This is a genomic window from Kocuria sabuli (assembly GCF_040981185.1).
In the GTDB taxonomy this organism is placed as follows: Bacteria; Actinomycetota; Actinomycetes; order Actinomycetales; family Micrococcaceae; genus Kocuria; species Kocuria sabuli.
In genome coordinates this window covers 1-23117 of sequence record NZ_JAVHZE010000013.1, presented here as the reverse complement: position 1 = coordinate 23117, position 23117 = coordinate 1, and the positions used below count along the sequence as shown (strand labels likewise).

Here is a 23117-nt window from a genome sequence, read left to right as displayed (position 1 = left end):
GGGTCGAGGTTAGGCAACCCTAAGTTGTTGGTGGCTCGACTGTAGCAGTCCGTCCCGGATTAGCGCACGCATCCCTGATCTAACCGGGCGAGTGGTGCGGTCCTCGTGCTCCGGCCTCCTCGCGCCCGTCGCCCGGGGCCGCTCGCGCCCGAGTTGGCGCTCCCCGCGGGCACGTGCTGGAGTGGTGGCGCACGCAGATCGCCGGGTGCGCGGCATCCCCCGCTCCCCGGTGGCGCTCTCCAGCTCCCGGGCTCGCCGACGACCCGACGGCCCGACGAAAGGCACTGATCCATGACGACTCCTCCTCCCCGCTGGGCCACGGCCGGCTCCGCCCTCCTGCTCGCGACCGGGCTGACGGCCCTCGGGCTCTCCCCGGCCGCCGCCCACGTCACGGCGTCCTCGACGACCACCGCCGCCGAGGGCTGGGCCCGGATCACCTTCACCGTGCCCAACGAGTCCGACACCGCCTCCACCGACAGGCTGGAGCTGCGGCTGCCCGCGGACACCCCGTTCTCCTCGGTGCGGGTCCAGCCGGTGGAGGGCTGGACCGCCGAGCTCACCGAGGAGGAGCTGCCCGAGCCGGTGCAGATCGGGGAGGGCGCGATCACCAAGGCCGTCACCACCATCACCTGGACCGCGGACGCGGAGCACGCGATCGCCCCCGACGAGTTCCAGACCTTCACCGTCTCGGCCGGCCCGCTGCCGGCCGAGGGCACGACCCTGGTCATGCCGGTCGACCAGTCCTACACCGACGGGCGCACCGTGGCCTGGGACGAGCCCGCCGTCGAGGGCGATGAGGAGCCGCAGCACCCGGCGCCCTCCCTGACCACCACCGCCGCCGAGGCGGAGGGCCACGCCCACGCCCACGGCGCCGGGGAGTCCTCCGCCGACGGGTCCTCGCACGCGGCGTCGTCCACCGAGGAGACCTCCCCGGCGGGCGCCCTGACCTGGGTCGCCCTGGTCGCCGGGGTGCTCGGGCTCGTCGCCGGCGTCGTCGCCCTGCTCCGGCCGCGCCGCAGGGACTGACCCGGCGCTCCCGACCTAGGATGATCGGCATGTCTGACATCAGCCGTCTGCTGGATCTCGAATCCATCCGTCTCGACCAACCGGCGGACGACTGGCGCGACGCCATCGCCCGCGCCGGTGAGCTCCTCGAGCGGCAGGGCGCCGCCACCGCCGAGTACACGCGGGCCATGATCGCCAACGTCGAGCAGAACGGCCCGTACATCGTCGTCGCGCCCGGGTTCGCGTTCGCCCACGCCCGTTCCTCGGACGCCGTGCACCGCACGGCGATGTCCTGGGTCCGGCTGGCCCGGCCGGTCGTGTTCGGGCACGCGTCGAACGACCCCGTCACCCTCGTGGTGGCCCTGTCCGCCGACGACGCCAAGGCGCACATGCGGGCCATGCGGGACCTGGCCACGCTGCTGAGCTCACCGGAGACCCGGGCCGCCCTGGACCGGGCGGGCACGCCCGAGGAGGTGCTCTCCGTGCTCACGGACGGCGCGCCGGCATCCGGCCCGGAACCGGCGCCCACGACGACGGAGGCGGCCGGCGCCAGCCGCAACAAGATCCTGACGGTCTGCGGCAACGGGCTCGGCACGAGCCTGTTCCTGAAGAACACCCTGGAGCAGGTGCTCCAGCGCTGGGGCTGGAGCCCGTACCTCACGGTCGAGGCCACCGACACCATCTCCGCCCGAGGCAAGGCCAAGGAGGCCGACCTCATCCTCACCTCCGGGGAGATCGCCCGCACCCTGGGGGACGTCGGCATTCCCGTGAAGGTGATCGGGAACTTCACCAGCACCACCGAGATCGATGCCGCCATGCGCGAGCTCTACGACGTCTAGAAGCAGGTACCCCGTGAACTGGCTCGTCAGCATTCCCGAATTCCTGGTCAGCGAGATCCTGGCCGTCCCCGCGTTCCTCATCGGCATCATCACCGCCGTCGGCCTGGCGGCCCTGCGCAAGAGCACCGGCCAGGTCATCGGCGGCGCCCTCAAGGCCACGCTCGGCTTCCTGCTCATCGGCGCGGGTGCCACCCTCGTCGTCGCCTCCCTGGAGCCCCTGGGCGCCATGATCCTGGGCGCCACCGGCGCCCAGGGCGTCATCCCCACCAACGAGGCCATCGCCGGGATCGCCCAGGCCGAGTACGGGGCCCAGGTCGCCTGGCTGATGATCCTCGGCTTCGCCATCAGCCTCGTCCTCGCGCGCTTCACCCCGTTGCGCTACGTCTTCCTGACCGGGCACCACGTCCTGTTCATGGCGACGATGCTGACCATCATCCTGGCCACCGCGGGCTACGACGGCTGGGTGACCGTGCTGCTGGGAGCTCTTCTCCTCGGCATCCTGATGGTCTCCCTGCCGGCCCTCGCCCACCCCTGGACCCGCAGGATCACCGGCGACGACAGCGTCGCCATCGGGCACTTCGGGACCGCCGGGTACATCGCCGCCGGCGCCGTGGGACGGCTGGTGGGCCGGAACAGCCGGTCCACCGAGGACACGGCGCTGCCGGAGGGACTGCGCTTCCTGCGCGACTCCATGGTGGCCACCGCACTGTCCATGGCCGTGATGTACGTGGTCCTCGCCGTGCTGTTCCTGGCCCGGGCCGGGGCCGAGGAGGCGTTCACCGCGTTCGACGGCGGGGCCACCGGCGTGGGCAACTACATCATGATGTCGATCACCCAGGGGCTGCAGTTCGGGGTGGCGGTCGCCGTGATCCTCTTCGGGGTGCGCACCATCCTGGGGGAGCTCGTCCCGGCGTTCCAGGGCATCGCGGCCAAGGTCGTCCCCGGTGCCATCCCGGCGCTCGACGCGCCGATCGTCTTCCCCTACGCGCAGAACGCCGTGCTGCTGGGCTTCATCTCCAGCTTCGTCGGGGGACTGATCGGGCTGTTCGTCCTCTCCGTCTGGCTGAACCCCGCGATCGGGCTCGCGCTGATCCTCCCGGGACTCGTCCCCCACTTCTTCACCGGTGGCGCGGCAGGGGTCTACGGCAACGCGACCGGCGGGCGCCGCGGAGCGCTCGCCGGCGGCTTCGTCAACGGCCTCCTCATCACGTTCCTGCCCGCTTTCCTGCTGTCGGTCCTGGGCGCCTTCGGCTCCGAGAACACCACCTTCGGCGACGCCGACTTCGGGTGGTTCGGGATCGCCGTCGGCTCCGCGGCCAAGATCGGGTCCGTGGGCGGCATCGCGGTGATCCTGCTGATCGGCCTCGGGCTGCTGGGCCTGGCCGTCCTGGTGCAGCGCAGGGCGGTGGACACCCGGTGGGACCCCGCGGCGGGCCGGGCATGGCCCGGAGCGGCGGGCGAGCGCGGGACCACGGCGGCTGCCGCAGCAAGTTCCTCCGGGGCGCACCCCAAGATCGCTCCGCCGCAGGGCGCGCCCGTTCCGCCTCCGCCCCCGCGCTGATCCGGCGGTCCCGAGGTCCGTCGAGCGGCGAGTCGCCCTTCGGCGCGGAGCGGGCCGCTCAGGAGTTGCGGCCCCGCGCGGCCACGCTCCAGCGCTCGAGGAGCTCCCCTCCGCGCACCACGGCGACGTCGTCGACGAGGTTCATCGTGAGGCACACGTGGTTGGGGACCACCCGCAGCCGGTCCCCGAGGGCGGGCAGCGGGTGCTCCTCCGGCCAGACGACGGTGGCGTGGTGCTCGGACAGCGCGGGAATCCGCGCCTCCGGGTGGTCCATCAGGCGCCCGTGGCCGGTGGCCCAGGCGGGACGGTCGCTGCCCAGGACCTTGCTGCCGGCGTCGAGGACGACCCGCCGGGGCACCCCGGACCCGCCCTCGTGCCGGCTGACCACGGTCGAGGCCACGGTGAGGGCGATGTCCTCCATCGAGCACCGGCCGAGCTCCAGCTGCTGGGCGTCGCCGAAGACGTAGACGCCGGGCCGCACCTCGGTCGCCGCGGAGCTCTCGGTCAGCAGCGCCGAGGGCGTGGAGCCGCCGCTGCGGCGCAGGACCTCGAAACCCGCGGCCTCCAGCTGCCCGGCCGCCCGGTCCAGGGCCCGCTGCTCCTGCGCGGCGGCCTCGACCGGCATGCCGGGGGCGTAGCTGTGCCCCGGGAAGGTGAAGACCCCCTCGACGCGCAGCCCGGCCCGGGCGGCGGCGAGGGCGACCTCCCCGGCGCCGTCGGGGTGGACGCCGCTGCGGTGGTGGCCGCTGTCGACCTCGACCAGCACGGCGACGTCCCCCGCCGCGTCCCCGAGCTGCCGCCCCATGGCCGCGGCGGCCTCGGTGGAGTCCACGCCGGTGCTGATCCGGGCCGTGGCGCTGAGCCGGCGCAGGCGCTCCGCCTGCCGCGGGCCCACCCACAGCGGGTAGGCGAGGAACAGGTCCCCGGCCCCGTGCGCGGCGAAGACCTCGGCCTCCCCGATCGTGGCCACGGTCAGCCCGGCCGCTCCCGCGGCGAGCTGCAGCGCCGCGATCTCCGGGACCTTGTGCGTCTTGGCGTGCGGACGCAGCGCCAGGCCCTTCGCGCGCACGGCCGCGGCCATCCGCTCGATGTTGCGCCCGAGCACGTCCCGGTCGATCAGGACGTCGGGGGTGTCGATGCCCTCGGGGACGATGCTGTCGGGAATGCGGTGCATGGTGCTCCTCGCCGGTGCAGCGGTCGGGTGCGCTCCGTCCATCGTAGGACCGCCGCCCGCGTCGTCGTCGGACCCGGGCGGCGGACGGCTCGGGCCGCGGGCACGAGCTCCGCGGGGTCCGTGCGGCCGGGGCCGTGGGCCTCGCCGGCCGAGCGGCGGGTCACGTGTTCCGCCATGGTGTTCGGCCCGGTGCCCGGTGCGGCTCCGGCGGCGCCCCTCAGAGGGCCCGGACGAGGACGAGCACCGCGCCCGCGGTGGACGCCGCCAGCCCCACCCGGCGCACGAGGACCTTGTCGAGGCGCCCGTTCACCGCGCCGGAGGCGGCGAAGCCGAGGAGCATGGCCGGCAGCAGCACGGCGGCGAACAGCAGGATCCGCCGGTCGATGGCGCCCACCGCGAGCAGGGCCGCCAGGGACATGAGGGCGCCGACCAGGAAGAAGGCGCTCATGGTGCCGCGCAGCCGGGCGGGGGAGGAGCCGTGCCAGACGAGCGCCATGGGCGGGCCGCCGATGGACGTGGCCGTGCCCATCAGCCCGGAGGCCGCCCCGGCGGCGGCGACCGTGACCGGGAGCGGCCGGGGCCGCCAGCCGCACACGCTGAGCAGCACGGCGAGCAGGACCGTGCCCGCCAGGGTGAGGGCGAGGGCCTGCGGGGGCAGCGTCGCCACCAGCAGGGCGCCCGCCGCGGTGCCCGGCACCCGGCCGAGCAGGGCCCAGCCCGTCCCGCGCAGGTCCACGGCGGTGCGGTCCCGCAGCACGCCGAGCACGGTGAGCCCGGCCGCGAGCAGCACGATGGACCCGGGCAGCAGCGTGGGGTCCAGCAGGGCGATCACCGGGGCGGCGAGCATGCCGAGGCCGAACCCGATCGAGCCCTGGAGGCAGGACGCCAGGCACACCACGAGCGCCACCAGGGCGAACTCCGGGCCGGTCATCGGCCGTCCCGCGCTCCGGGCCGGTCCCGCCCGGGCCCGGCCCGCCGAGCTCGGACAGGGGAGGAGGCGGTCATGCGGGAGACCCTTCGGCGAGGTGGCGCACGGGACCCGGCTGCTGCCGGCCCGGTCGGTCCGGACCACTCGATTGTAGGGAACGATCCCGGCCCAGCCGTTGTTGTGCTGGTTCAGTTGTATTCTCGTTCAAGCGTCGCCCCGCTGCGGGCATGCCGAGCCGACCCCGATCCAGGACCGTGACATGACCTTGACCTCGTCGTCCTCGCGGACGACCTCCGCCCTCCCGCCCGTCGACGACGGGGCCGGCGGCGACGTCCGCCGCATCGGCGTCGACATCGGCGGCACGGCCATCAAGTACGCGGTCGTCGACCCGGTCAACGGCGTGACCGTCGGGCCGCTCCGGCGGATCCTCACCCCCTCCCCGGCCACTCCGGACGCCGTGGTCTCCGCGCTGGGCGCGGCGCTGGCCGAGCTGAGCACCGGACCGGAGGCCCTGGACCCGCGCAGCCCCGTGGGCGTGGGCGTGCCGGGCATCATCGACCGGGGGATCACCCGCTCGGCCGCCCACCTGGACGACTCCTGGCTCGGGATGCACGCCGGCCGCCTGCTCAGCTCCGGGCTGGGCCGGGACGTCGCCGTGCTCAACGACGCCGACGCCGCCGGCCTGGCCGAGGCCCGCTTCGGCGCCGCGCGCGGCGTGGGCGGCACCGTCCTGATGATCACGCTGGGCACCGGCATCGGATCGGCGCTGTTCCACGACGGGGAGCTGCTCCCCAACACCGAGCTGGGGCACGTGGACCTGGACGGCCGCGACGTCGACGGCTGGGCCGGCGCCTCCGCCCGGGTGGCGGAGGGCCTCGACTGGCCCACGTACACCGACCGGCTCCAGCGCTACCTCGACCACCTCGAGCTCCTGGTCTCCCCCGACCTGATCGTCCTGGGCGGGGGCATCAGCGAGCGGCACCAGCACTTCCTGCCCCACCTCGAGCTGCGTGCCCGGATCGTGCCCGCGGAGCTGCGCAACGCCGCGGGCATCATCGGCACCGCCCGCCAGGCGTACCTCGGCCGCTACGTCATGCACTGAACCGGCCTGGAATTCCGGGACCGGCGGACGGAAGGCATGGCGCGATGCGGAACCTGGTCCACGGCATGAACCTGACGCTGGACGGCTACGTCGCGGCGCCCGGCGACGACCTCGGGTGGAGCGAGCCGGGCGACGAGCTGTTCCAGTGGCGGCTCGACCAGGAGCGGGCGATCGGCCTTCTGCTGTACGGGCGCAAGCTGTGGGAGACCATGAGTTGCTACTGGCCGACCGGCGACCAGCAGCCCGATGCCACCCCGGCGGAGATCGAGTTCGCGCGGAACCGGCGGGACACGCCGAAGGTGGTGTTCTCCTCGGCGACGGTGGAGGTCGACGGGAACACCCGCCTGGCCACCGGCGACGCGGTCGCGGAGATCACCCGGCTCAAGGCCGAGGACGGCGAGCCGATGAGGGCCGGTGGTGCAACGCTCGCCGGAGCGGCCGTGCGGGCCGGGCTGATCGACGAGTGCACGATCGTGACCCATCCGGTCCTGGTGGGCGGCGGCACGCCGTTCTTCGCCGCGCTGGACAGCTGGGTGAACCTGAACCTGGTGGAGACCCGGACGTTGCCCGGCGGGGTGGTCCTGACCCGGTACGGGACGAGGCGCTGAGCGCGTTTGCGCCACGCGGCCGAGCCGGCCGGCCTTTGATGCCTATCACTGAGCAGGTGGAGGGGCTAAGCTCCTCCCATGGCACGATTCAGTCCTCTGGAGTGGCCGGTCCTCCGGCAGATCCGTTCGGGCGACCTGCTCGGTCGCGGCCCGGCGGTGACCTCGGAGCGCACCCGGTCCACGGCCCCCCGCACGAGCACCGCGGACCGGGTCGTGCAGAGCGTGTGCCCGTACTGCGCGGTCGGCTGCGGCCAGCGGGTGTACGTCAAGGACGAGAAGGTCGTCCAGATCGAGGGCGACCCGGACTCGCCGATCTCCCGCGGGCGCCTGTGCCCCAAGGGCTCGGCCAGCGAGCAGCTCGTCAACGCGCCCGGCCGGCAGACCGAGGTGCTCTACCGTGCGCCCCGGGCGACCGAGTGGCAGCGCCTGGACCTGGACACCGCCGTCGAGATGGTGACCGACCGCGTCCTCGAGGCCCGCCGCAACGGGTGGCAGGACGCCGACGAGCAGGGCCGTCCGCTGCGCCGCACGATGGGCTTCGCCGCCCTGGGCGGCGCCACGCTGGACAACGAAGAGAACTATCTGATCAAGAAGCTCTTCACCGCCGCGGGAGCGATACAGATCGAGAACCAGGCCCGTATTTGACACTCCGCCACGGTTCCCGGTCTGGGAGCCTCGTTCGGACGTGGCGGTGCCACGCAGTCCCTGCAGGACATGGCCAACGCCGACTGCATCGTCATCCAGGGCTCCAACATGGCCGAGTGCCACCCCGTGGGCTACCAGTGGGTGACGGAGGCCAAGGCCCGCGGCGCCCGGGTGATCCACGTCGACCCGCGCTTCACCCGCACCTCGGCGGTCGCTGACAAGCACGTCCCGATCCGGGCCGGCTCGGACATCGTGCTGCTCGGCGCGCTGATCAACCACGTGCTCACCCACGACCTGTGGTTCGAGGAGTACGTCCGCGCCTACACCAACGCGGCCACGCTCGTGAACGAGGACTACCGCGACGCCGAGGACCTCGACGGGCTGTTCTCCGGGTTCGACCCGGAGACCGGCCAGTACGACATGTCGTCGTGGGCCTACAACGAGGACGAGGACGGCTCCGGGGACGACGACGGCACGGTGGACGCGCCCGAGGGCGACCCCGAGGACGGGGCCGAGGCGGTGGACGAGGCCGCCGGCCAGCAGCTCGGCAGCGGCGGCGCCCCGATGGAGCACGCCCGCATGCAGCGCGACGACACGCTGCAGGACCCCCGGACGGTGTTCCAGATCCTCAAGCGGCACTTCGTGCGCTACACCCCGGAGATGGTGCAGGAGGTGTGCGGCATCAGCCCCGAGGACTTCGCGTACCTGGCCCGCTCCATCACCGAGAACTCCGGGCGCGAGCGGACCACCTGCTTCGCCTACGCCGTGGGCTGGACCCAGCACAGCCTGGGCGCGCAGTTCATCCGCACCGCCTCGATCCTGCAGCTGCTGCTGGGCAACATGGGCCGTCCCGGCGGAGGGATCATGGCCCTGCGCGGGCACGCCAGCATCCAGGGCTCGACCGACATCCCGACGCTGTTCAACCTGCTGCCCGGCTACCTGCCGATGCCGGTGGCCGGCACGCACGACACGTTCGACGACTACCTGTCCGCGATCGCTTCGAAGAAGCAGAAGGGCTACTGGGCCGAGGCCGACGCCTACACGACGAGCCTGCTCAAGGCCTGGTGGGGGGACGCCGCCACCGCGGACAACGACTGGGCCTACGACTACCTGCCGCGCCTCACCGGGGCGCACGGCACCTTCCAGACGCTGACGAAGATGCTCGAGGACGAGGTGGAGGGGTACTTCATCCTCGGCCAGAACCCCGCGGTGGGGTCCTCCAACGGCCGGATGCAGCGCATGGCCATGTCCCACCTCAAGTGGCTGGTGGTGCGGGACCTCAACCTCATCGAGTCGGCGACGTGGTGGAAGGACGGCCCGGAGATCGCCTCGGGCGAGCTGCGCACCGAGGACATCGAGACCGAGGTGTTCTTCCTGCCCGCCGCCACGCACGTGGAGAAGTCGGGCACGTTCACCCAGACCCAGCGGCTGCTGCAGTGGCGCCACCAGGCCGTGGCGCCGCCGGGCGAGTGCCAGAGCGAGCTGCAGTTCTTCTTCGAGCTGGGCCGGCGGATCCGGGAGCGGCTGGCCGAGTCCGAGGACGAGCGCGACCGCCCGCTGCTCGACCTCACCTGGGACTACCCCGTCGACGAGCACGGCGAGCCGGACCCCGAGGCGGTGCTCGCCGAGATCAACGGCCGCCACCTCACCGGCCCGGACGCCGGGAGACCCCTGTCCTCGTACACCGAGATGCGCGCGGACGGCTCGACCGCCGGCGGATGCTGGATCTACACCGGGGTCTATGCCGACGGCGTCAACCGCGCCGCCCTGCGCAGGCCCGGCCAGGAGCAGGACGCCGCCGCGCTGGAGTGGGGCTGGGCGTGGCCGGCCAACCGCCGTCTGCTCTACAACCGCGCCTCGGCCGACCCGGAGGGCCGGCCCTGGAGCGAGCGCAAGAAGCTCGTGTGGTGGGACGAGGAGCAGGACCAGTGGGTCGGGGACGACGTGCCCGACTTCCCCCTGCACCTCGCCCCGGGCACCCGTCCCGACCCCGACACCGGGGGCGCGGCCGCACTCGCCGGCGACGACCCGTTCATCATGCAGGCCGACGGCAAGGGCTGGCTGTACGCGCCCAAGGGCGTGCTGGACGGGCCGCTGCCCACGCACTACGAGCCGCAGGAGTCGCCGGTCGCCAACGCCCTGTACACCCAGCAGCGCAACCCCTCCCGGGTGCTGTTCGCCCGCCAGGACAACCTCAGCGCCCCGAGCGCCGGGGAGCCGGGGGCGGACGTGTACCCCTACGTGTTCACCACGTACCGGCTCACGGAGCACCACACCGCCGGCGGCATGAGCCGGTGGCTGCCGTACCTCTCGGAGCTGCAGCCGGAGATGTTCTGCGAGGTCTCCCCCGAGCTCGCCGCCGAGTGCGGGCTGGAGCCGTACGGCTGGGCCACGATCGTCTCGCCCCGGGCGGCGATCGAGGTGCGGGTGCTCGTCACCGAGCGGATGACCCCGCTCGTGGTGGGCGGGCACACCGTGCACCAGATCGGGCTCCCGTACCACTGGGGCGTGGGCGACGACGCCGTGGTCAGCGGCGACTCCGCCAACGACCTGCTGGGCCTGACGCTGGAGCCCAACGTGCAGATCCAGGACTCCAAGGTCGGCTCCTGCCACATCCGCCCGGGCCGCCGGCCGCGGGGTCCCGAGCTGCTCGACCTGGTCGCGCAGTACCAGGAGCGCGCGGGCGCCACCGTGGAGACCGGCAACACCCGGATCGACGACACCGCCCCGGACACCGGCCGGGGCACGGACCCGGCCACCGATCCGACCACCGACCCGACGAGGGAGCACTGATGGGCCAGCTGGCCGGACCGACCGATCCCACGGCCGACGCGCACTGGGAGCACCAGCACGCGCGGAAGGGCTTCTTCACGGACACCTCGATCTGCATCGGGTGCAAGGCCTGCGAGGTGGCCTGCAAGGAGTGGAACCAGAACCCGCAGGACGGGGACCTCCAGCTGCTCGAGTCCTCCTACGACAACACCGGCTCCCTGGGCGCGAGCACCTGGCGGCACGTGGCGTTCATCGAGCAGGACAGCGAGCGTGTCGAGGAGGCCCGCGAGTCCGGGCGCAAGCTCGTGAGCCTGGGCATGCCCCGCGTCGGCCCGCCCGAGGCACGCCCGCAGCCGTCCTCGGAGGACACCACCCCGCCGGACACCCCGGAGTTCCGCTGGCTGATGTCCTCCGACGTCTGCAAGCACTGCACGCACGCCGGGTGCCTCGACGTCTGCCCCACCGGGGCGCTGTTCCGCACCGAGCACGGCACCGTGGTGGTGCAGGACGACGTGTGCAACGGGTGCGGCACCTGCGTGGCCGGCTGTCCGTTCGGCGTGATCGAGCGGCGCACCGACGGCACGGCCGCACCACGGACGGAGCGGGACGGGCAGCCGGGCAAGCCCGAGGTCAAGAACGTGGGCGTCGCCCAGAAGTGCACCCTGTGCTACGACCGCATGGTGGACGACCAGACGCCCGCGTGCGCGCAGACCTGCCCGACGACGTCCATCAAGTACGGCGAGCACGACGACATGGTCGACCAGGCCCGGCACCGGGTCGCGGAGCTGCACGCCCAGGGGCGGACCGAGGCGAGACTCTACGGCGCCAACGAGCTGGACGGCGTCGGCGGCACCGGATCGGTGTTCCTGCTGCTCGACGAGCCCGAGGTCTACGGGCTCCCCCCGGACCCGCGGGTGCCGACGGCGGACCTGCCCCGGATGTACCAGCGGGCCGGCCTGGCCGCGGCGGGCATGCTCGCCGCCGCCGCGCTGGCCTTCGCGGGAGGCCGCTCGTGAGCCTGTCCGAGTTCGACAGCTACCGTCCGCCCGAGCCGCCGCGCCGCCGGCGGCGGGACGGCCCGCGCCGCAAGGGCGCCGGGCAGGGCGGCGGGGGCGACGGCTCCCGGGAGATGCCGATGGTCCCGGAGCCGGAGTTCGGCTCCTACTACGGCCGTCCGGTGGTCAAGCCGGCGCCCTGGGGCCACGAGGTCGCCGCGTACCTGTTCCTCGGCGGCGTGGCCGGCGGCTCGGCGCTGCTCGCGCTCGGGGGTCAGCTCACCGACCGGGCCGAGCTGCGCCGCAACGCCCGGCTGGGCTCGGTGACCGCGCTCGGCCTCGGCGGCGCGGCTCTGGTCGCGGACCTCGGCCGCCCGGAGCGCTTCCTGCACATGCTGCGCACCTTCAAGCCGACCTCGCCGATGAGCATGGGGACGTGGATCCTCAGCGCGTTCGGGGCCGGCATGGGCACCGCGGTCGCGTCCGAGGTCGACCGGATGACCGGCTCCCGCCTGCCGCTGGGCCCGCTGCGCCCGGTGCTGCGCGCCGTCGAGGGACCGGCCGGGGTCGAGGCCGCGGTCTTCGCCGGCCCGCTCGCCGCCTACACCGCGGCCCTGCTCTCCGACACGGCGACACCCACGTGGAACGCCGCCCGTGAGGACCTGGCGTTCGTCTTCGTGAGCTCGGCGAGCCTCGCCTCGGGCGGTCTGGCGATGGTCACGACCTCGGTCGGCGAGGCCGGCCCCGCCCGGCGGCTCGCCGTGCTCGGGGTGGCGGGAGAGCTGATCGCCACGAAGCTGATGGAGCGCCGGATGGACCCGGTGGCGGCCGAGCCGCTGCACCACGGCCAGGCCGGGACCATGCTGGCGTGGAGCGAGCGGCTGGCGGTCGCCGGCGGTCTCGGCACCCTGCTGGGCGGGCGGCACCGGGCCGTCGCCGCGGTCTCGGGCCTGGCGCTGCTGGCCTCCTCGGCGCTGACCCGGTTCGGCGTGATGGAGGCCGGTCTCCACTCGGCCGTGGACCCCCGCTACACGATCGAGCCGCAGAAGGCGCGGCTGGCCGCGCGTCGCGCCGCCGGGGTCACCGACGACTCGATCACCACCGTCGGCTGAGCGCCCGGCGTCGTCCCGGGACGGGTCTCAGCGCACGGTGATGCCGGACCCGACCACGGTGTGACCGATCACGGGGTGCCCGGGCACCTCGCCGACCACCAGCAGGCCGCCCGAGGTCTGCGCGTCGGCCAGCAGCAGCAGGTCGTCCTCGACGACCCCGGTCGCGGCCTGCAGGTGCGGGCGCACCCAGTCGAGGTTGCGGCGGGTCCCGCCGGAGACGTAGCCGTCCCGCAGCGCCCGGTCCGCGCCCTCGACGAGGGGCACGGCGCTCCGGTCGAGCACCGCGCCGACCCCGGAGGCACGGCACATCTTGTGCAGGTGCCCGAGCAGGCCGAAGCCGGTGACGTCCGTGGCCGCCCGGGCCCCCGCCGCCAGCGCCGCCTCTGCCGCGTCCCGGTTGAGCCGGGTCATCGTGGCGATCGCCTCGGCGAACACCTCGCCGGTCGCCTTGTGCCGGTTGTTGAGCAGGCCCACGCCGATCGGCTTGGTGAGGGTGAGCGGCAGCCCCGCCGCTGCGGCGTCGTTGCGCAGCAGCCGGTCCGGGTCGGCCACGCCGGTCACGGCCATGCCGTACTTGGGTTCCGGGTCGTCGATGGAGTGCCCCCCGATCACCGGGCACCCCGCCTCGGAGGCGACCGCCAGGCCGCCGCGGAGCACCTCGGTCAGCAGCTCCATCGGGAGCTCGTCCCGGGGCCACCCGACCAGGTTGATCGCCATGACCGGGCGCCCGCCCATGGCGTAGACGTCCGACAGCGCGTTCGCGGCGGCGATCCGGCCCCAGTCGTAGGCGTCGTCGACGACCGGGGTGAAGAAGTCGGCGGTGGAGAGCACCGCGAGGTCCTCGCGCACCAGCACGGCCGCGGCGTCGTCGCCGTCGTCCAGGCCCACCAGCACGCCGGCCCCGGACTGCCCGGTGAGGCCACGGACCGCGTCCTCGAGCTCCCCGGGCGGGATCTTGCAGGCACACCCACCACCGTGGGCGAAGCCGGTCAGGCGGACCGCGCCGGTCGCGGACAGGGGCGGGTTCGACGTCCGGATCTGTTCCATGCCGCCAGCCTACTGGTGGCGACGGTGCTAGGTTGGGTGGCGGAGGCGTCCGGGTCCTGGTGGGCCCCCCGGTCTTCAAAACCGGTGAGGCCGAGCATCTCGGCCTGGCGGGTTCGATTCCCGTCCGCCTCCGCCAACCTCCGTGCTGACCCACCGCACCGCATGCCGCCCGACGAGGAGTGACTGTGGCCCTGGACGATCCGCGCCGGCTGATCCCGCGCACCGACCAGCTCCTGGCCCTGCCGCCCGTCCGCCGGGCCCGCGACCGGCTGAGCGAGGACGTCGTCCGCGCGCTGGTGCGCGAGACCCAGGGCCGGGCGCGGCGTGGGGAGATCGCCCCCGAGGAGGTCGAGCCGGCGGTGCTCGCCGCGCTCGAGACCCGCTCCGCCTCGACCCTGACCCCGGTGCTCAACGCCACGGGCGTGGTGGTGCACACCAATCTCGGCCGCGCCCCGCTCTCCGCGGCCGCCCTGGACGCCCTGGTGGCCGCCGGCGGGTACGTCGACGTGGAGCTCGACCTGGGCACCGGCACCCGCTCCCGCCGCGGCGCCGCGACCCGGGCGGCCCTGCTCGCCGCCTGCCCTCCCGCCCAGGACGCCCTGGTCGTCAACAACGGCGCGGCCGCCCTGGTGCTGGCCACCACGGCCCTGGCCGCCGGCCGAGAGGTGGTGATCAGCCGCGGCGAGCTCGTCGAGATCGGGGCCGGCTTCCGGCTGCCGGAGCTGATCGAGTCGACCGGCGCCCGGCTGCGCGAGGTGGGCACGACCAACCGGACCCACCTGCGCGACTACGCCGAGGCGATCGGCCCGGAGACCGGGTGCCTCCTCAAGGTGCACCCGAGCAACTTCCGGCTGGAGGGGTTCACCTCGGGCGTCGAGGTCGGCGAGCTGCGCCCGCTGGCCCAGGCCCACGGCGTGCCCCTGGTGGCCGACCTCGGCAGCGGGCTGCTGACCCCAGACCCGCACCTGCCGTCCGAGCCCGACGCCGCCACCGCCCTCGCGGGCGGCGCCGACATCGTCATCGCCAGCGGCGACAAGCTGCTCGGCGGCCCGCAGGCCGGACTGGTGCTCGGCAGCCCGGACGTCGTCGCCCGGATGGCCGCCCACCCCCTCGCCCGGGCGGTCCGCGCCGACAAGCTCGCGCTCGCCGCGCTGGAGGCCACGCTCGTCGGCGGGCCGGTCCCGGTCGTGAGCGCGCTGCACGCGGACCCGGACCGGCTCCGCGACCGGGCCGAGCGCCTCGGCGCGGCCGTCGGCGCGCCGGTGGTCGCCCACGACGGCCGCGTCGGGGGCGGCGGCGCGCCCGGCCTGCCCCTGCCGGGGTGGGCGGTCCGGCTGCCCGAGGCCGCGGCCCCGCTGCTGCGCACCGGCCGCCCGGCCGTGCTCCCCCGGGTCCACGACCGCGCGTGCCTGCTCGACCTGCGCTGCGTGCCCGAGTCCGACGACGAGCGCCTGCGCGCGGCGGTGCAGGCGGCCCTGACCGCCCTCGCCGGGGCGGACGACGACACCGGCCGGACCCGGTGAGCGTGCACGTCGTCGCCACGGCCGGGCACGTCGACCACGGCAAGAGCACCCTGGTGCGGGCCCTCACCGGCATGGAGCCCGACCGGTGGGAGGAGGAGCGCCGCCGCGGGCTGACCATCGACCTGGGCTACGCCTGGACGACGCTGCCGTCCGGGCGCGACGTGGCCTTCGTGGACGTCCCCGGCCACGAGCGCTTTCTCGGCAACATGCTCGCCGGCCTGGGCCCGGCACCCGTCGTCTGCTTCGTCGTCGCGGTCGACGAGGGGTGGCAGGCCCAGTCCGGCGACCACCGCGACGCCGTGGCCGCCCTCGGCATCGAGCACGGCGTGGTGGTGCTCACCCGCGCCGACCGGGCCCCCGGGCGCACCGGCGAGGTGCTCGCCCAGGTCCGCGCGGAACTGGCCGGAACCGGTCTGCACGACGCGCCCGTGGTCACCGTCTCGGCCCTCGAGGGCACGGGCCTCGCCGAGCTGCGCGCCGTCCTCGACGACGTCCTGGCGCGGGCGCCCGCGCCCGCGGAGGGGCGGCTGCGGCTGTGGGTGGACCGGTCCTTCACGATCACCGGGTCCGGCACGGTGGTGACCGGCACGCTGACCGCGGGGACGCTCCGGCAGGGCGACCGGCTGCACCTGCTCGGCCACGGCGGGGCGGTGCCGGTCGTGGTCCGCGGCATGCACAGCCGGAACACGCCGCACACCGCGCTGGAGCCGTACACCCGCGTGGCACTCAACCTGCGAGGGGTGTCCGCCTCCGAGGTGCACCGCGGCGACGCCCTGGTCACCCCGGGCACGTGGCCGCTCACCGGCGTCCTCGACATCCGCCGCAGCACCGGCCCCGCGTTCCCCGACACGGCCGAGCACCTGGTGCTCCACGCCGGCACCGCGGCGGTGCCCGCCCGGCTGAGCCCGTTCGACGACGACCACGCCCGGCTGACCCTCGACCGGCCCCTGCCCCTGGTCCTCGGGGACCGCCTGGTGCTCCGCGACCCCGGCAGCCGGTCGGTGCTCGGCGGGGCCCAGGTCCTCGACGCCGATCCGCCCGCACTGCGGCGGCGCGGCGACCGGGCGCGCCGGGCCGCCCGGCTCGCCAGCATGGACGTCCGCGGGGACGTCCTCGTGGAGGTGGCCCGCCGCGGCGCGGTGCAGGTGCAGCACCTGCACCGCCTCGGCCTGCTGCCCGCCGGGGCCGCCGCCCCTCCCGGCGACGTGCGGGTGCTCGGCGACTGGTGGGTGCACGCTCCCGTGCTCGAGTCCTGGACGCAGCGGCTGCGCACCGCGGTGGACGAGCTGCACGCCCGCGACCCCCTGGCGGCGGGGCTCTCGCGGGGCGCCGCCCGGGACCTGCTCGCCCTGCCGGACGCAGCCCTGGTCGACCCCGTGGTCCGCGGCGCCGGCCTGGCGCAGGACGGCGGGCACATCCGCTCCCCGCACCACCGCGGCGGCCTCGGCGCCCACGAGACCGCGGTGCTCGAGCTCGAGCGACGGCTCGGGGCAGAGCCCTTCCGGAGCCCGGAGGCCGACGACCTGACGGCGCTGCGGCTCGGTGCCCGTGAGCTCGCTGCCGCCGAGCGCACCGGCCGGCTGCTCCGGCTGGGGGACGGCGTCGTGCTGCTCCCCACCGCTCCCGCCCTGGCGATGCGCGAGCTCGCCCGGCTGCCGCAGCCGTTCACCACGAGTCAGGCCCGCCAGGCGCTGGACACCACCCGGCGCGTCGCGATCCCGCTGCTCGAGCACCTCGACGCCCGCGGCTGGACCCGGCGCCTCGACGCCGGCCACCGGACCGTGGTGCGCTGAACCACCAGCCACAGCCCTGCCGTCCTCTCCTAGGATGGGGAGTCAGCCCCTGCGTCGGCTCGCGTTCCGGTCGTCACGACCGGCCGAGGACGACCGGGATCATCCGTTGAAAGGATCCACATGTCACTGCATCTCATCGAGGTCGCTCCTGCTACGGCTGACCAGGACGCTGTGCGCCAGGTCCTCGGGACGGTCTCGAGCGCCGTGTCCGAGGGCAGCGCCGAGCTCATCGAGTCGCAGGTCACGGCCGATCACGGGCGGGTGTTCGTGATCGTCGAGGCGCCCTCGGCCGAGGGGCTCGCCGACAAGGTGCGCTCCGCCCTGGGCGAGGCCGCCACCGAGGTCACCGGTCCTGATCCCGTGCGTCTGGTGGGTGCCGAGCTGGAGGACATCAAGAGGCTCAAGGGCAGCGTGGACTACCTGGTCGAGTGGGACATCCCCGCCGAGATCACCATGGAGAAGTACCTGGCGCGGAAGAAGGCCAACTCCCCGAAGTACGCCGAGGTCCCTGAGGTGTCCTTCCTGCGCACCTACGTGCGCGAGGACACCGCCAAGTGCCTGTGCTTCTACAACGCCCCGGACGAGGACGCCGTCGAGCGCGCCCGCCAGGCCGTCGGCACCCCCTTCGACCGTCTGTTCAAGCTCGACATCTGAGTTCCCGGGAAGACCGAGCGCTGACGGCGGCCTCCGGGGGACCGGCGGGCCGCCATCGCGGTACCGGAGCCCCTCCTGCCAGAACGGAAGACCATGCCCCACCCCGCACCACTCCCTGCCCGCCGGGCGCCGACGCCCGAGCACCAGGACCTGCTGACGCCCCTGGCCGACTACGCCGACCACGACTTCGTGCGCGGGCTGGCGGCCGGGCGCGCGAAAGCGGTGGATGCCGCCACCACGTCTCCTTTCGAGACCCTGCGCGAGCTGGGCTCCCGCGGCCTGCTGGACCTCGGGCTGCACGGTTCCCTGGTGCCGCAGGCGGCGGTGGTCTTCGACCTCGCCGCCGAGTGCACTGCGACGGCCTTCTCCCTGTGGGCCCACCGCGCGTGCATCGAGTACCTGCACGCGACCGGCACGGAGATCTCCGAGGCCGTGCGGACCGGCGCCGTGCCGGGGTGCTCGGCCATGGCCCCGGCGTTCAGGCACGCCGCCGGCATCGGGCAGATCCCTGTGACGCTGAGCCGCCGCGGAGAGCGGTCCGTGCTCAACGGGACCGTGCCCTGGGCCTCGAACCTGTACCCGGAGGGCGTCGTCGTGCTCCCGGCGGTGGGGGAGGACGGCCGCCCCGTGGTCGTCCGCACCCGCGTCGCCGCTCCCGGAGTGCAGGTCCGGCTCCTGGAGGACCTGCTGGCGCTCAACGCCACGGCCTCCGGGATCCTCTCCTTCGAGGACGTGGACGTCGATCTGGCCGAGGACCTGCTCAGCGACGACCTCCCGTCCTTCCTGAGCGCCGTCCGGGGCCCGTTCCTGCTGCTGCAGAGCGCCTTCTGCCTGGGCCTGTCCGCCGCCGCCCTGACGTCCGCCCGGCAGTGCCTGCAGGGCGTGGCCGAGATGTTCCGGGAAGAGCTCGAGGAGGCCGTCACCGACCACCGGCACCTGCGGGCCGCCCTGGTGCGCATGGCCGGAGCACCCCGTGAACAGCCGCCCGGTGACGTGCTGCGGCTGCGGCTGGACGCCGCGCTGCTGACCGGCCGCGCCACCCGCATCGAGGGAAAGGTCGTGGGCGGGCGCGGGTATGCGAGATCCTCTCCCACCGCCCGGCGCATCCGCGAGGCCGCGTTCCTGCCGGTCCAGTCGCCCACGGAAGGACACCTGCGGTGGGAACTGCAGAAACTGGCCTGAGCGGCGGCGGCACCGTCGCCGGTCCCCGGCCCGCGCTCACCGTGCGCGGGCTCCGCAAGACCTACCCGGGGGCTGCTGCCCCGGTCCTGGACGGGGTGGACCTCACCCTGCGCAACGGAGAGACCCTGGCCGTGCTGGGGCCCAGCGGTTCGGGCAAGTCCACCCTCCTGCGGGCGATCGCCGGGCTCGAGCCCCTGGACGGGGGCACGATCGAGTTCGGCGACTCCCACGAGCGCCTCGCCGTCGTCTTCCAGGCCCCGGGGTTGTTCCCCTGGCTGTCGGTGCGCCAGAACATCGCCCTGGGCGGCAGGTACCGGCGCAACCGCGATCGCTTCGACGAGTCCCGGGTGGAGGAGCTGCTGGACATCCTCGGGCTGACCGGACTGGCCCACACCCCTGTCCAGGAGCTCTCCGGCGGCCAGGCCCAGCGCGTGTCCGTGGGCCGGGCCCTGGCCATCCGCCCCGACGTGCTCCTGCTGGACGAGCCCTTCAGCGCCCTGGACCCGGCCACCCGCCAGGACCTCCAGCTGTGGCTGCGCGCTCTGGCGACCGAGCTGGAGCTGACGATCTTCCTGGTCACCCACGACGTCGGGGAGGCCATCACGCTGGGCGACCGGATCGGCTTCTTCGCCGGCCCGCACGGGTTCAGCCGGCAGTGGGTCCCCGCCCAGGAGGGAACGACCGCCGAGCAGATCCTCGCCCACTACCGGGGCGCCGACAGCCGCAGCGGGAACTGGGTCATATGAGCACCGCCCGACCGAGCCGGCGAACCGTGCTGCAGGCCGGCGCCGGAGCCGTGGCGCTGACCGGGCTCAGCTGGGGCGCCGGGGCCCTCTACGCCGGCACCCAGCAGGGCGCCCGGGCCGCAGGGGAGCCCTCCCGCCCCGTGCGGATCGGCTATCTGCCGATCACCGACGCCTCCCCGCTGCTGGTGGCCCACGCCAACGGCTACTACGACGACGCGGCCGTGCCCGTCGCCGACCCGATCCTCTTCCGCAGCTGGGCGTCGCTGTCCGAGGCGTTCGTGGCCGGCAGGGTCGACGCGATCCACATGCTCATGCCCATGGCCCTGTACATGCGCTACGGGCTGGGCGCCGATGTGCGCATCACGGCCTGGAACCACACCAACGGTTCCGCCCTCACCGTCCGCCCGGACATCGCCGAGGTCGCCGACCTGGCCGGGGAGTCCGTGGCGATCCCGGCCTGGTGGTCCATCCACAACGTGGTCGTGCAGAAGATGCTGCGCTCCACCGGACTGACCCCGGTCATGCGAGAAGCTCCCTCCGCAGGAGCCGGCACCGTGGCGCTGCTCCCGATGGCTCCCGCCGACATGCTCCCGGCGCTCAACAACGGGGTGATCGGCGGCTACGTCGTCGCCGACCCCTTCAACGCCGCCGCCGAGGCCCGCGACGTCGGGCACATCCACCGGTTCCTCGGCGACGTGTGGCGCGACCACGCCTGCTGCGTGACGATGATGCGCGGCGAGCTCCTCCGCCACCGGCCCGAGGCGGCCGCAGGCTTCATGGACGCCCTCGTCCGGGCCCAGGCCTGGGCCCGGGACAATCGCCCCGAGACCGCCGCCCTGCTCGCCGGCAACTACCTGCCCCAGCCCAAACCGGTGATCCTCCGAGCCCTCACCTACCACGCCGCCGACCACCGCGACGCCCTGCACCACCCCGGGTGGCACGGAGAGCGCCTGGACTTCCGCCCCTACCCCTACCCCAGCTTCACCGAGGAGCTGGTGCGCGCGATGCAGCAGACGGTCGTCGACGCCCCCGCCGGTTTCCTCGACGGCCTCGACCCTGCCGCCGCCCACCGGGAGCTCGTCGACGACACCCTGGTGACCCGCAGCATCGCCAAGGCCGGAGGCCTGGGCGTCTTCGGCCTGACCGGCACGACCCGCACCGAGGAGATCCGCCCATGAGCACACCCCGCCGGACCGGCCCGGGCCCCACCGGCGACCTCGTCGACCTCGACGCCGGGACCCGCCCCACCTCCCGGAGCGCACCCTCCCCGCGCACGGCACCACGCAGGGCAGGACTCGCCTGGGGGATCTTCGGCGTGCTGGTCACCCTCGCCGCGTGGTGGGCGTTCACCCACGCCGCCGCCGGGGCGAGCACGATGATCGCCGCGTTCCAGCCCGAACGCATCCCCGGGGCGACGGCCTCCCTGCTGGAGCGCGGAGTCGTGCTCCAGGACGGGGCGACCAGCCTGTGGCGCCTGCTCTGCGGACTGGTCCTGGCCACGGCCATCGGGGTCCCGCTGGGCCTGCTCATCGGCTCCTACCGGCGCTTCCGCTGGACCAGCGCCCCGGTGGTGCAGTTCCTGCGCATGGTCTCGCCCCTGTCCTGGGCACCGGTGGCCGTGGCCCTCTTCGGCGTGGGCAACTCTCCTGTGATCTTCCTGGTGACCGCCGCGGCCGTGTGGCCGATCACCATGAACACCGCCGCCGGCGTGAAGGCCCTGGACCCCCTGCACCTGAGGGTGGCCCAGACGCTCGGCGCCACCCCGGCCGAACGGCTGCGGACCGTCGTCCTCCCCAGCATCCGCCCGTTCGTCATGACCGGGGTGCGACTGGCCCTGGGGATCGCCTGGGTCGTCATCGTCCCGGCCGAGATGCTCGGCGTCAGCAGCGGCCTGGGCTACGAGATCCTCAACGCCCGCGACCGGCTGGCCTACGACGAGATGCTCGTGGTCATCATCGTCATCGGCCTGCTCGGCATCGTCCTCGACTCCCTCGCCCAGTGGCTGCTGCGCGAACCGACTGTGCGCGACTGACCCTCCGCTCGCGCGTGCGTCCACCGAGCGGCAACGGCCCCCGCCGGACGGCGCCGGGTGTCCGGGCGCCGGTGCTGCCGGCATGGCAGACCGCCAGAGCGGTCTCGCCCGGTAGTCGGTGTGCACGGTCGGCCCGGTGCCGGTCACCTGTGTGGATCGACTCTGAACTCGCGGGGGTGGCTCAGCTGCTGAGGGGTCTCAGATGCGCGCCGGGACGGGGCGCCCGGCCGTGAGCGCCCGCAGGGCACCGGCGGCGAGCACCCCCGTGAGGACCAGGCCGAGCACGCCGGCCAGCGCCAGCGGGAGCCCGGCGGGCTCGCCGTAGCCGGCCAGGGCGGCGTCGGCGAAGGCGTGCGGCGCCGCGGCGTCCGCGAACGAGTAGGCCAGGGCCACGGCCTCCAGGCCGTCCGGGGCGGAGGAGGCCACCGCGGACAGCACCGCGGCGCACAGCAGTCCGGCACCGGCCACGCCCAGGGCGCCGCGCCGGGCGCCGGCCGGGGCGGACGGGCGGGCGTCGACCGCGGCCAGTCCCGGGGCCACCGCCAGGACGAGGGACAGCACGGCCACGGTGATCACGGCCTCGCCGACCCCGATCAGGGCGTGCACACCGAGCATGGAGGCGGCCATCCCGCCCGTGGCCACGGGCACGGTCCCGCCGACCGCGTACAGACCGGAGAAGACCAGGGCGGCCGCCGGCACGGACAGCGCCGCGCCCAGCCCCGCCGCCGTGCGCGGCGCGGGCCGGCCGAGCAGGCGGGCCGGCACCGCACCCGCGGCGCAGGCCACGGCCACACCGACGACGGCCATCAGCGTCACGTTGGTGCCCAGGGCGGTGAGCCCGCCGTCGGCGAAGACGAGCGCCTGGACGGCCAGCACCACGGTCACGCAGAGCAGACCCAGCCAGGGGCCCAGCAGGGCCGCGGCCAGCGCGGCACCCAGGAAGTGGCCGCTGGTGCCGGGCAGCACGGCGTAGTTGACCATCTGCGCGGCGAAGACGAAGCCCGTCACCGCCGCGGCGAAGGCCAGCCGGTGGGCGGGCGCGGTCTGCCGCACCTGCCACGCCGCTGCGGACACCCCGATCAGCGCCACGGCGGCCGTGGTCGTCGTGACCGCCGGGTCGAGGAAATGGTCCGGAACATGCATCGGGGAACCGCCCTTCGGGATCGCGCGGGGCCGGTCTCGGCCGAGACCGGTGCGGTTCCGATGGTGCCAACGTCGTGTTACGCCCGGATGTCCGGGGAGGCGGGGCGGGACGGTCCGTCCTGCCGGGCCGCCCGGCCGGTCGTCAGACGGTCTGCGGCGGCTCCGGCCGGCAGCTGTCGTCGCCCATCTCCTGGGTGTCGTCGACGGCGGTGGCCATGGCGTGCAGGAAGGCGGTGACGGTGGCGGCCTGGTCGGG

At 74.4% G+C, this 23117-nt stretch carries 19 protein-coding genes and 1 tRNA gene; 16 read left to right on the top strand and 4 right to left on the bottom strand.

The window, feature by feature from the left end:
* Positions 1-291 precede the first annotated feature (291 nt).
* From RE027_RS12765 to ulaA, 3 genes are read left to right on the top strand one after another with little or no spacing between them, the layout of a single operon-like run.
* Positions 292-1026 carry a YcnI family copper-binding membrane protein gene (locus tag RE027_RS12765; RefSeq protein WP_368808651.1) on the top strand — a complete coding sequence of 245 codons (735 nt, stop codon included), beginning with the start codon at positions 292-294 and terminating at the stop codon, positions 1024-1026.
* Positions 1027-1055: 29 nt separating this feature from the next.
* The gene (locus tag RE027_RS12760) at positions 1056-1844 is read left to right on the top strand and encodes a PTS sugar transporter subunit IIAB (protein ID WP_368808650.1); all 789 of its coding nucleotides are present in this window, start codon (positions 1056-1058) and stop codon (positions 1842-1844) included.
* Between the two features lie 13 nt (positions 1845-1857).
* Positions 1858-3405, top strand: coding sequence for a PTS ascorbate transporter subunit IIC (ulaA, locus tag RE027_RS12755; RefSeq protein ID WP_368808649.1), 1548 nt, complete (start codon positions 1858-1860; stop codon positions 3403-3405).
* A 58-nt stretch (positions 3406-3463) separates the two neighbouring features.
* On the opposite strand, the gene RE027_RS12750 is transcribed toward ulaA, so the two are convergent.
* Both RE027_RS12750 and RE027_RS12745 read right to left on the bottom strand, forming a co-directional pair.
* Entirely contained in the window at positions 3464-4579 is a 1116-nt protein-coding gene (locus tag RE027_RS12750; RefSeq protein ID WP_368808648.1) for an alanine racemase, read from the bottom strand.
* A 217-nt stretch (positions 4580-4796) separates the two neighbouring features.
* Complete coding sequence (locus tag RE027_RS12745) at positions 4797-5510, bottom strand: sulfite exporter TauE/SafE family protein (protein WP_368808647.1); 714 nt, start codon at positions 5508-5510, stop codon at positions 4797-4799.
* Positions 5511-5766: 256 nt separating this feature from the next.
* On the opposite strand from RE027_RS12745, the gene ppgK reads away from it, so the two are divergent.
* The 5 genes from ppgK to nrfD all read left to right on the top strand — a co-directional run bounded on the left by ppgK (position 5767) and on the right by nrfD (position 12741).
* Positions 5767-6609, top strand: a complete 843-nt coding sequence (gene ppgK / locus RE027_RS12740; RefSeq protein ID WP_368808646.1) for a polyphosphate--glucose phosphotransferase — start codon at positions 5767-5769, stop codon at positions 6607-6609.
* A gap of 44 nt (positions 6610-6653) precedes the next feature.
* Positions 6654-7217 carry a dihydrofolate reductase family protein gene (locus RE027_RS12735; protein ID WP_368808645.1) on the top strand — a complete coding sequence of 188 codons (564 nt, stop codon included), beginning with the start codon at positions 6654-6656 and terminating at the stop codon, positions 7215-7217.
* 78 nt (positions 7218-7295) lie between these two features.
* Entirely contained in the window at positions 7296-10655 is a 3360-nt protein-coding gene (fdh, locus tag RE027_RS12730) for a formate dehydrogenase (RefSeq protein ID WP_368808644.1), read from the top strand.
* Positions 10655-11650 carry a 4Fe-4S dicluster domain-containing protein gene (locus RE027_RS12725; RefSeq protein WP_368808643.1) on the top strand — a complete coding sequence of 332 codons (996 nt, stop codon included), beginning with the start codon at positions 10655-10657 and terminating at the stop codon, positions 11648-11650. Before fdh ends, RE027_RS12725 begins: the two co-directional genes overlap by 1 nt.
* The gene (gene nrfD / locus RE027_RS12720; protein WP_368808642.1) at positions 11647-12741 is read left to right on the top strand and encodes an NrfD/PsrC family molybdoenzyme membrane anchor subunit; all 1095 of its coding nucleotides are present in this window, start codon (positions 11647-11649) and stop codon (positions 12739-12741) included. The genes RE027_RS12725 and nrfD overlap by 4 nt, the downstream gene beginning before the upstream one ends.
* A 27-nt stretch (positions 12742-12768) precedes the next feature.
* Here the strand turns inward: nrfD and selD are convergent, their stop codons facing one another.
* The gene (selD, locus tag RE027_RS12715; RefSeq protein ID WP_438612436.1) at positions 12769-13758 is read right to left on the bottom strand and encodes a selenide, water dikinase SelD; all 990 of its coding nucleotides are present in this window, start codon (positions 13756-13758) and stop codon (positions 12769-12771) included.
* Positions 13759-13829: 71 nt separating this feature from the next.
* Here selD and RE027_RS12710 point away from each other — a divergent pair.
* The 8 genes from RE027_RS12710 to RE027_RS12675 all read left to right on the top strand — a co-directional run bounded on the left by RE027_RS12710 (position 13830) and on the right by RE027_RS12675 (position 21718).
* Positions 13830-13924 (top strand) — tRNA-Sec (locus tag RE027_RS12710).
* Positions 13925-13973: 49 nt separating this feature from the next.
* Positions 13974-15311: an L-seryl-tRNA(Sec) selenium transferase gene (gene selA / locus RE027_RS12705; RefSeq protein ID WP_368808640.1), complete on the top strand. Its 1338-nt coding sequence runs from the start codon at positions 13974-13976 to the stop codon at positions 15309-15311.
* Positions 15312-15313: 2 nt separating this feature from the next.
* Positions 15314-17104 carry a selenocysteine-specific translation elongation factor gene (gene selB, locus RE027_RS12700; protein WP_368808717.1) on the top strand — a complete coding sequence of 597 codons (1791 nt, stop codon included), beginning with the start codon at positions 15314-15316 and terminating at the stop codon, positions 17102-17104.
* A 120-nt stretch (positions 17105-17224) separates the two neighbouring features.
* On the top strand, positions 17225-17758 hold the full coding sequence (locus RE027_RS12695; protein ID WP_368808639.1) for a DUF4242 domain-containing protein: 534 nt from the start codon (positions 17225-17227) through the stop codon (positions 17756-17758).
* Between the two features lie 93 nt (positions 17759-17851).
* The gene (locus RE027_RS12690; RefSeq protein ID WP_368808638.1) at positions 17852-18940 is read left to right on the top strand and encodes an acyl-CoA dehydrogenase family protein; all 1089 of its coding nucleotides are present in this window, start codon (positions 17852-17854) and stop codon (positions 18938-18940) included.
* The gene (locus RE027_RS12685; RefSeq protein WP_368808637.1) at positions 18916-19686 is read left to right on the top strand and encodes an ABC transporter ATP-binding protein; all 771 of its coding nucleotides are present in this window, start codon (positions 18916-18918) and stop codon (positions 19684-19686) included. Before RE027_RS12690 ends, RE027_RS12685 begins: the two co-directional genes overlap by 25 nt.
* Complete coding sequence (locus tag RE027_RS12680; RefSeq protein WP_368808636.1) at positions 19683-20864, top strand: ABC transporter substrate-binding protein; 1182 nt, start codon at positions 19683-19685, stop codon at positions 20862-20864. The genes RE027_RS12685 and RE027_RS12680 overlap by 4 nt, the downstream gene beginning before the upstream one ends.
* On the top strand, positions 20861-21718 hold the full coding sequence (locus tag RE027_RS12675) for an ABC transporter permease (protein ID WP_368808635.1): 858 nt from the start codon (positions 20861-20863) through the stop codon (positions 21716-21718). The genes RE027_RS12680 and RE027_RS12675 overlap by 4 nt, the downstream gene beginning before the upstream one ends.
* A gap of 198 nt (positions 21719-21916) precedes the next feature.
* Here the strand turns inward: RE027_RS12675 and RE027_RS12670 are convergent, their stop codons facing one another.
* Positions 21917-22861, bottom strand: a complete 945-nt coding sequence (locus RE027_RS12670; RefSeq protein ID WP_368808634.1) for an energy-coupling factor ABC transporter permease — start codon at positions 22859-22861, stop codon at positions 21917-21919.
* Positions 22862-23117 lie beyond the last annotated feature (256 nt).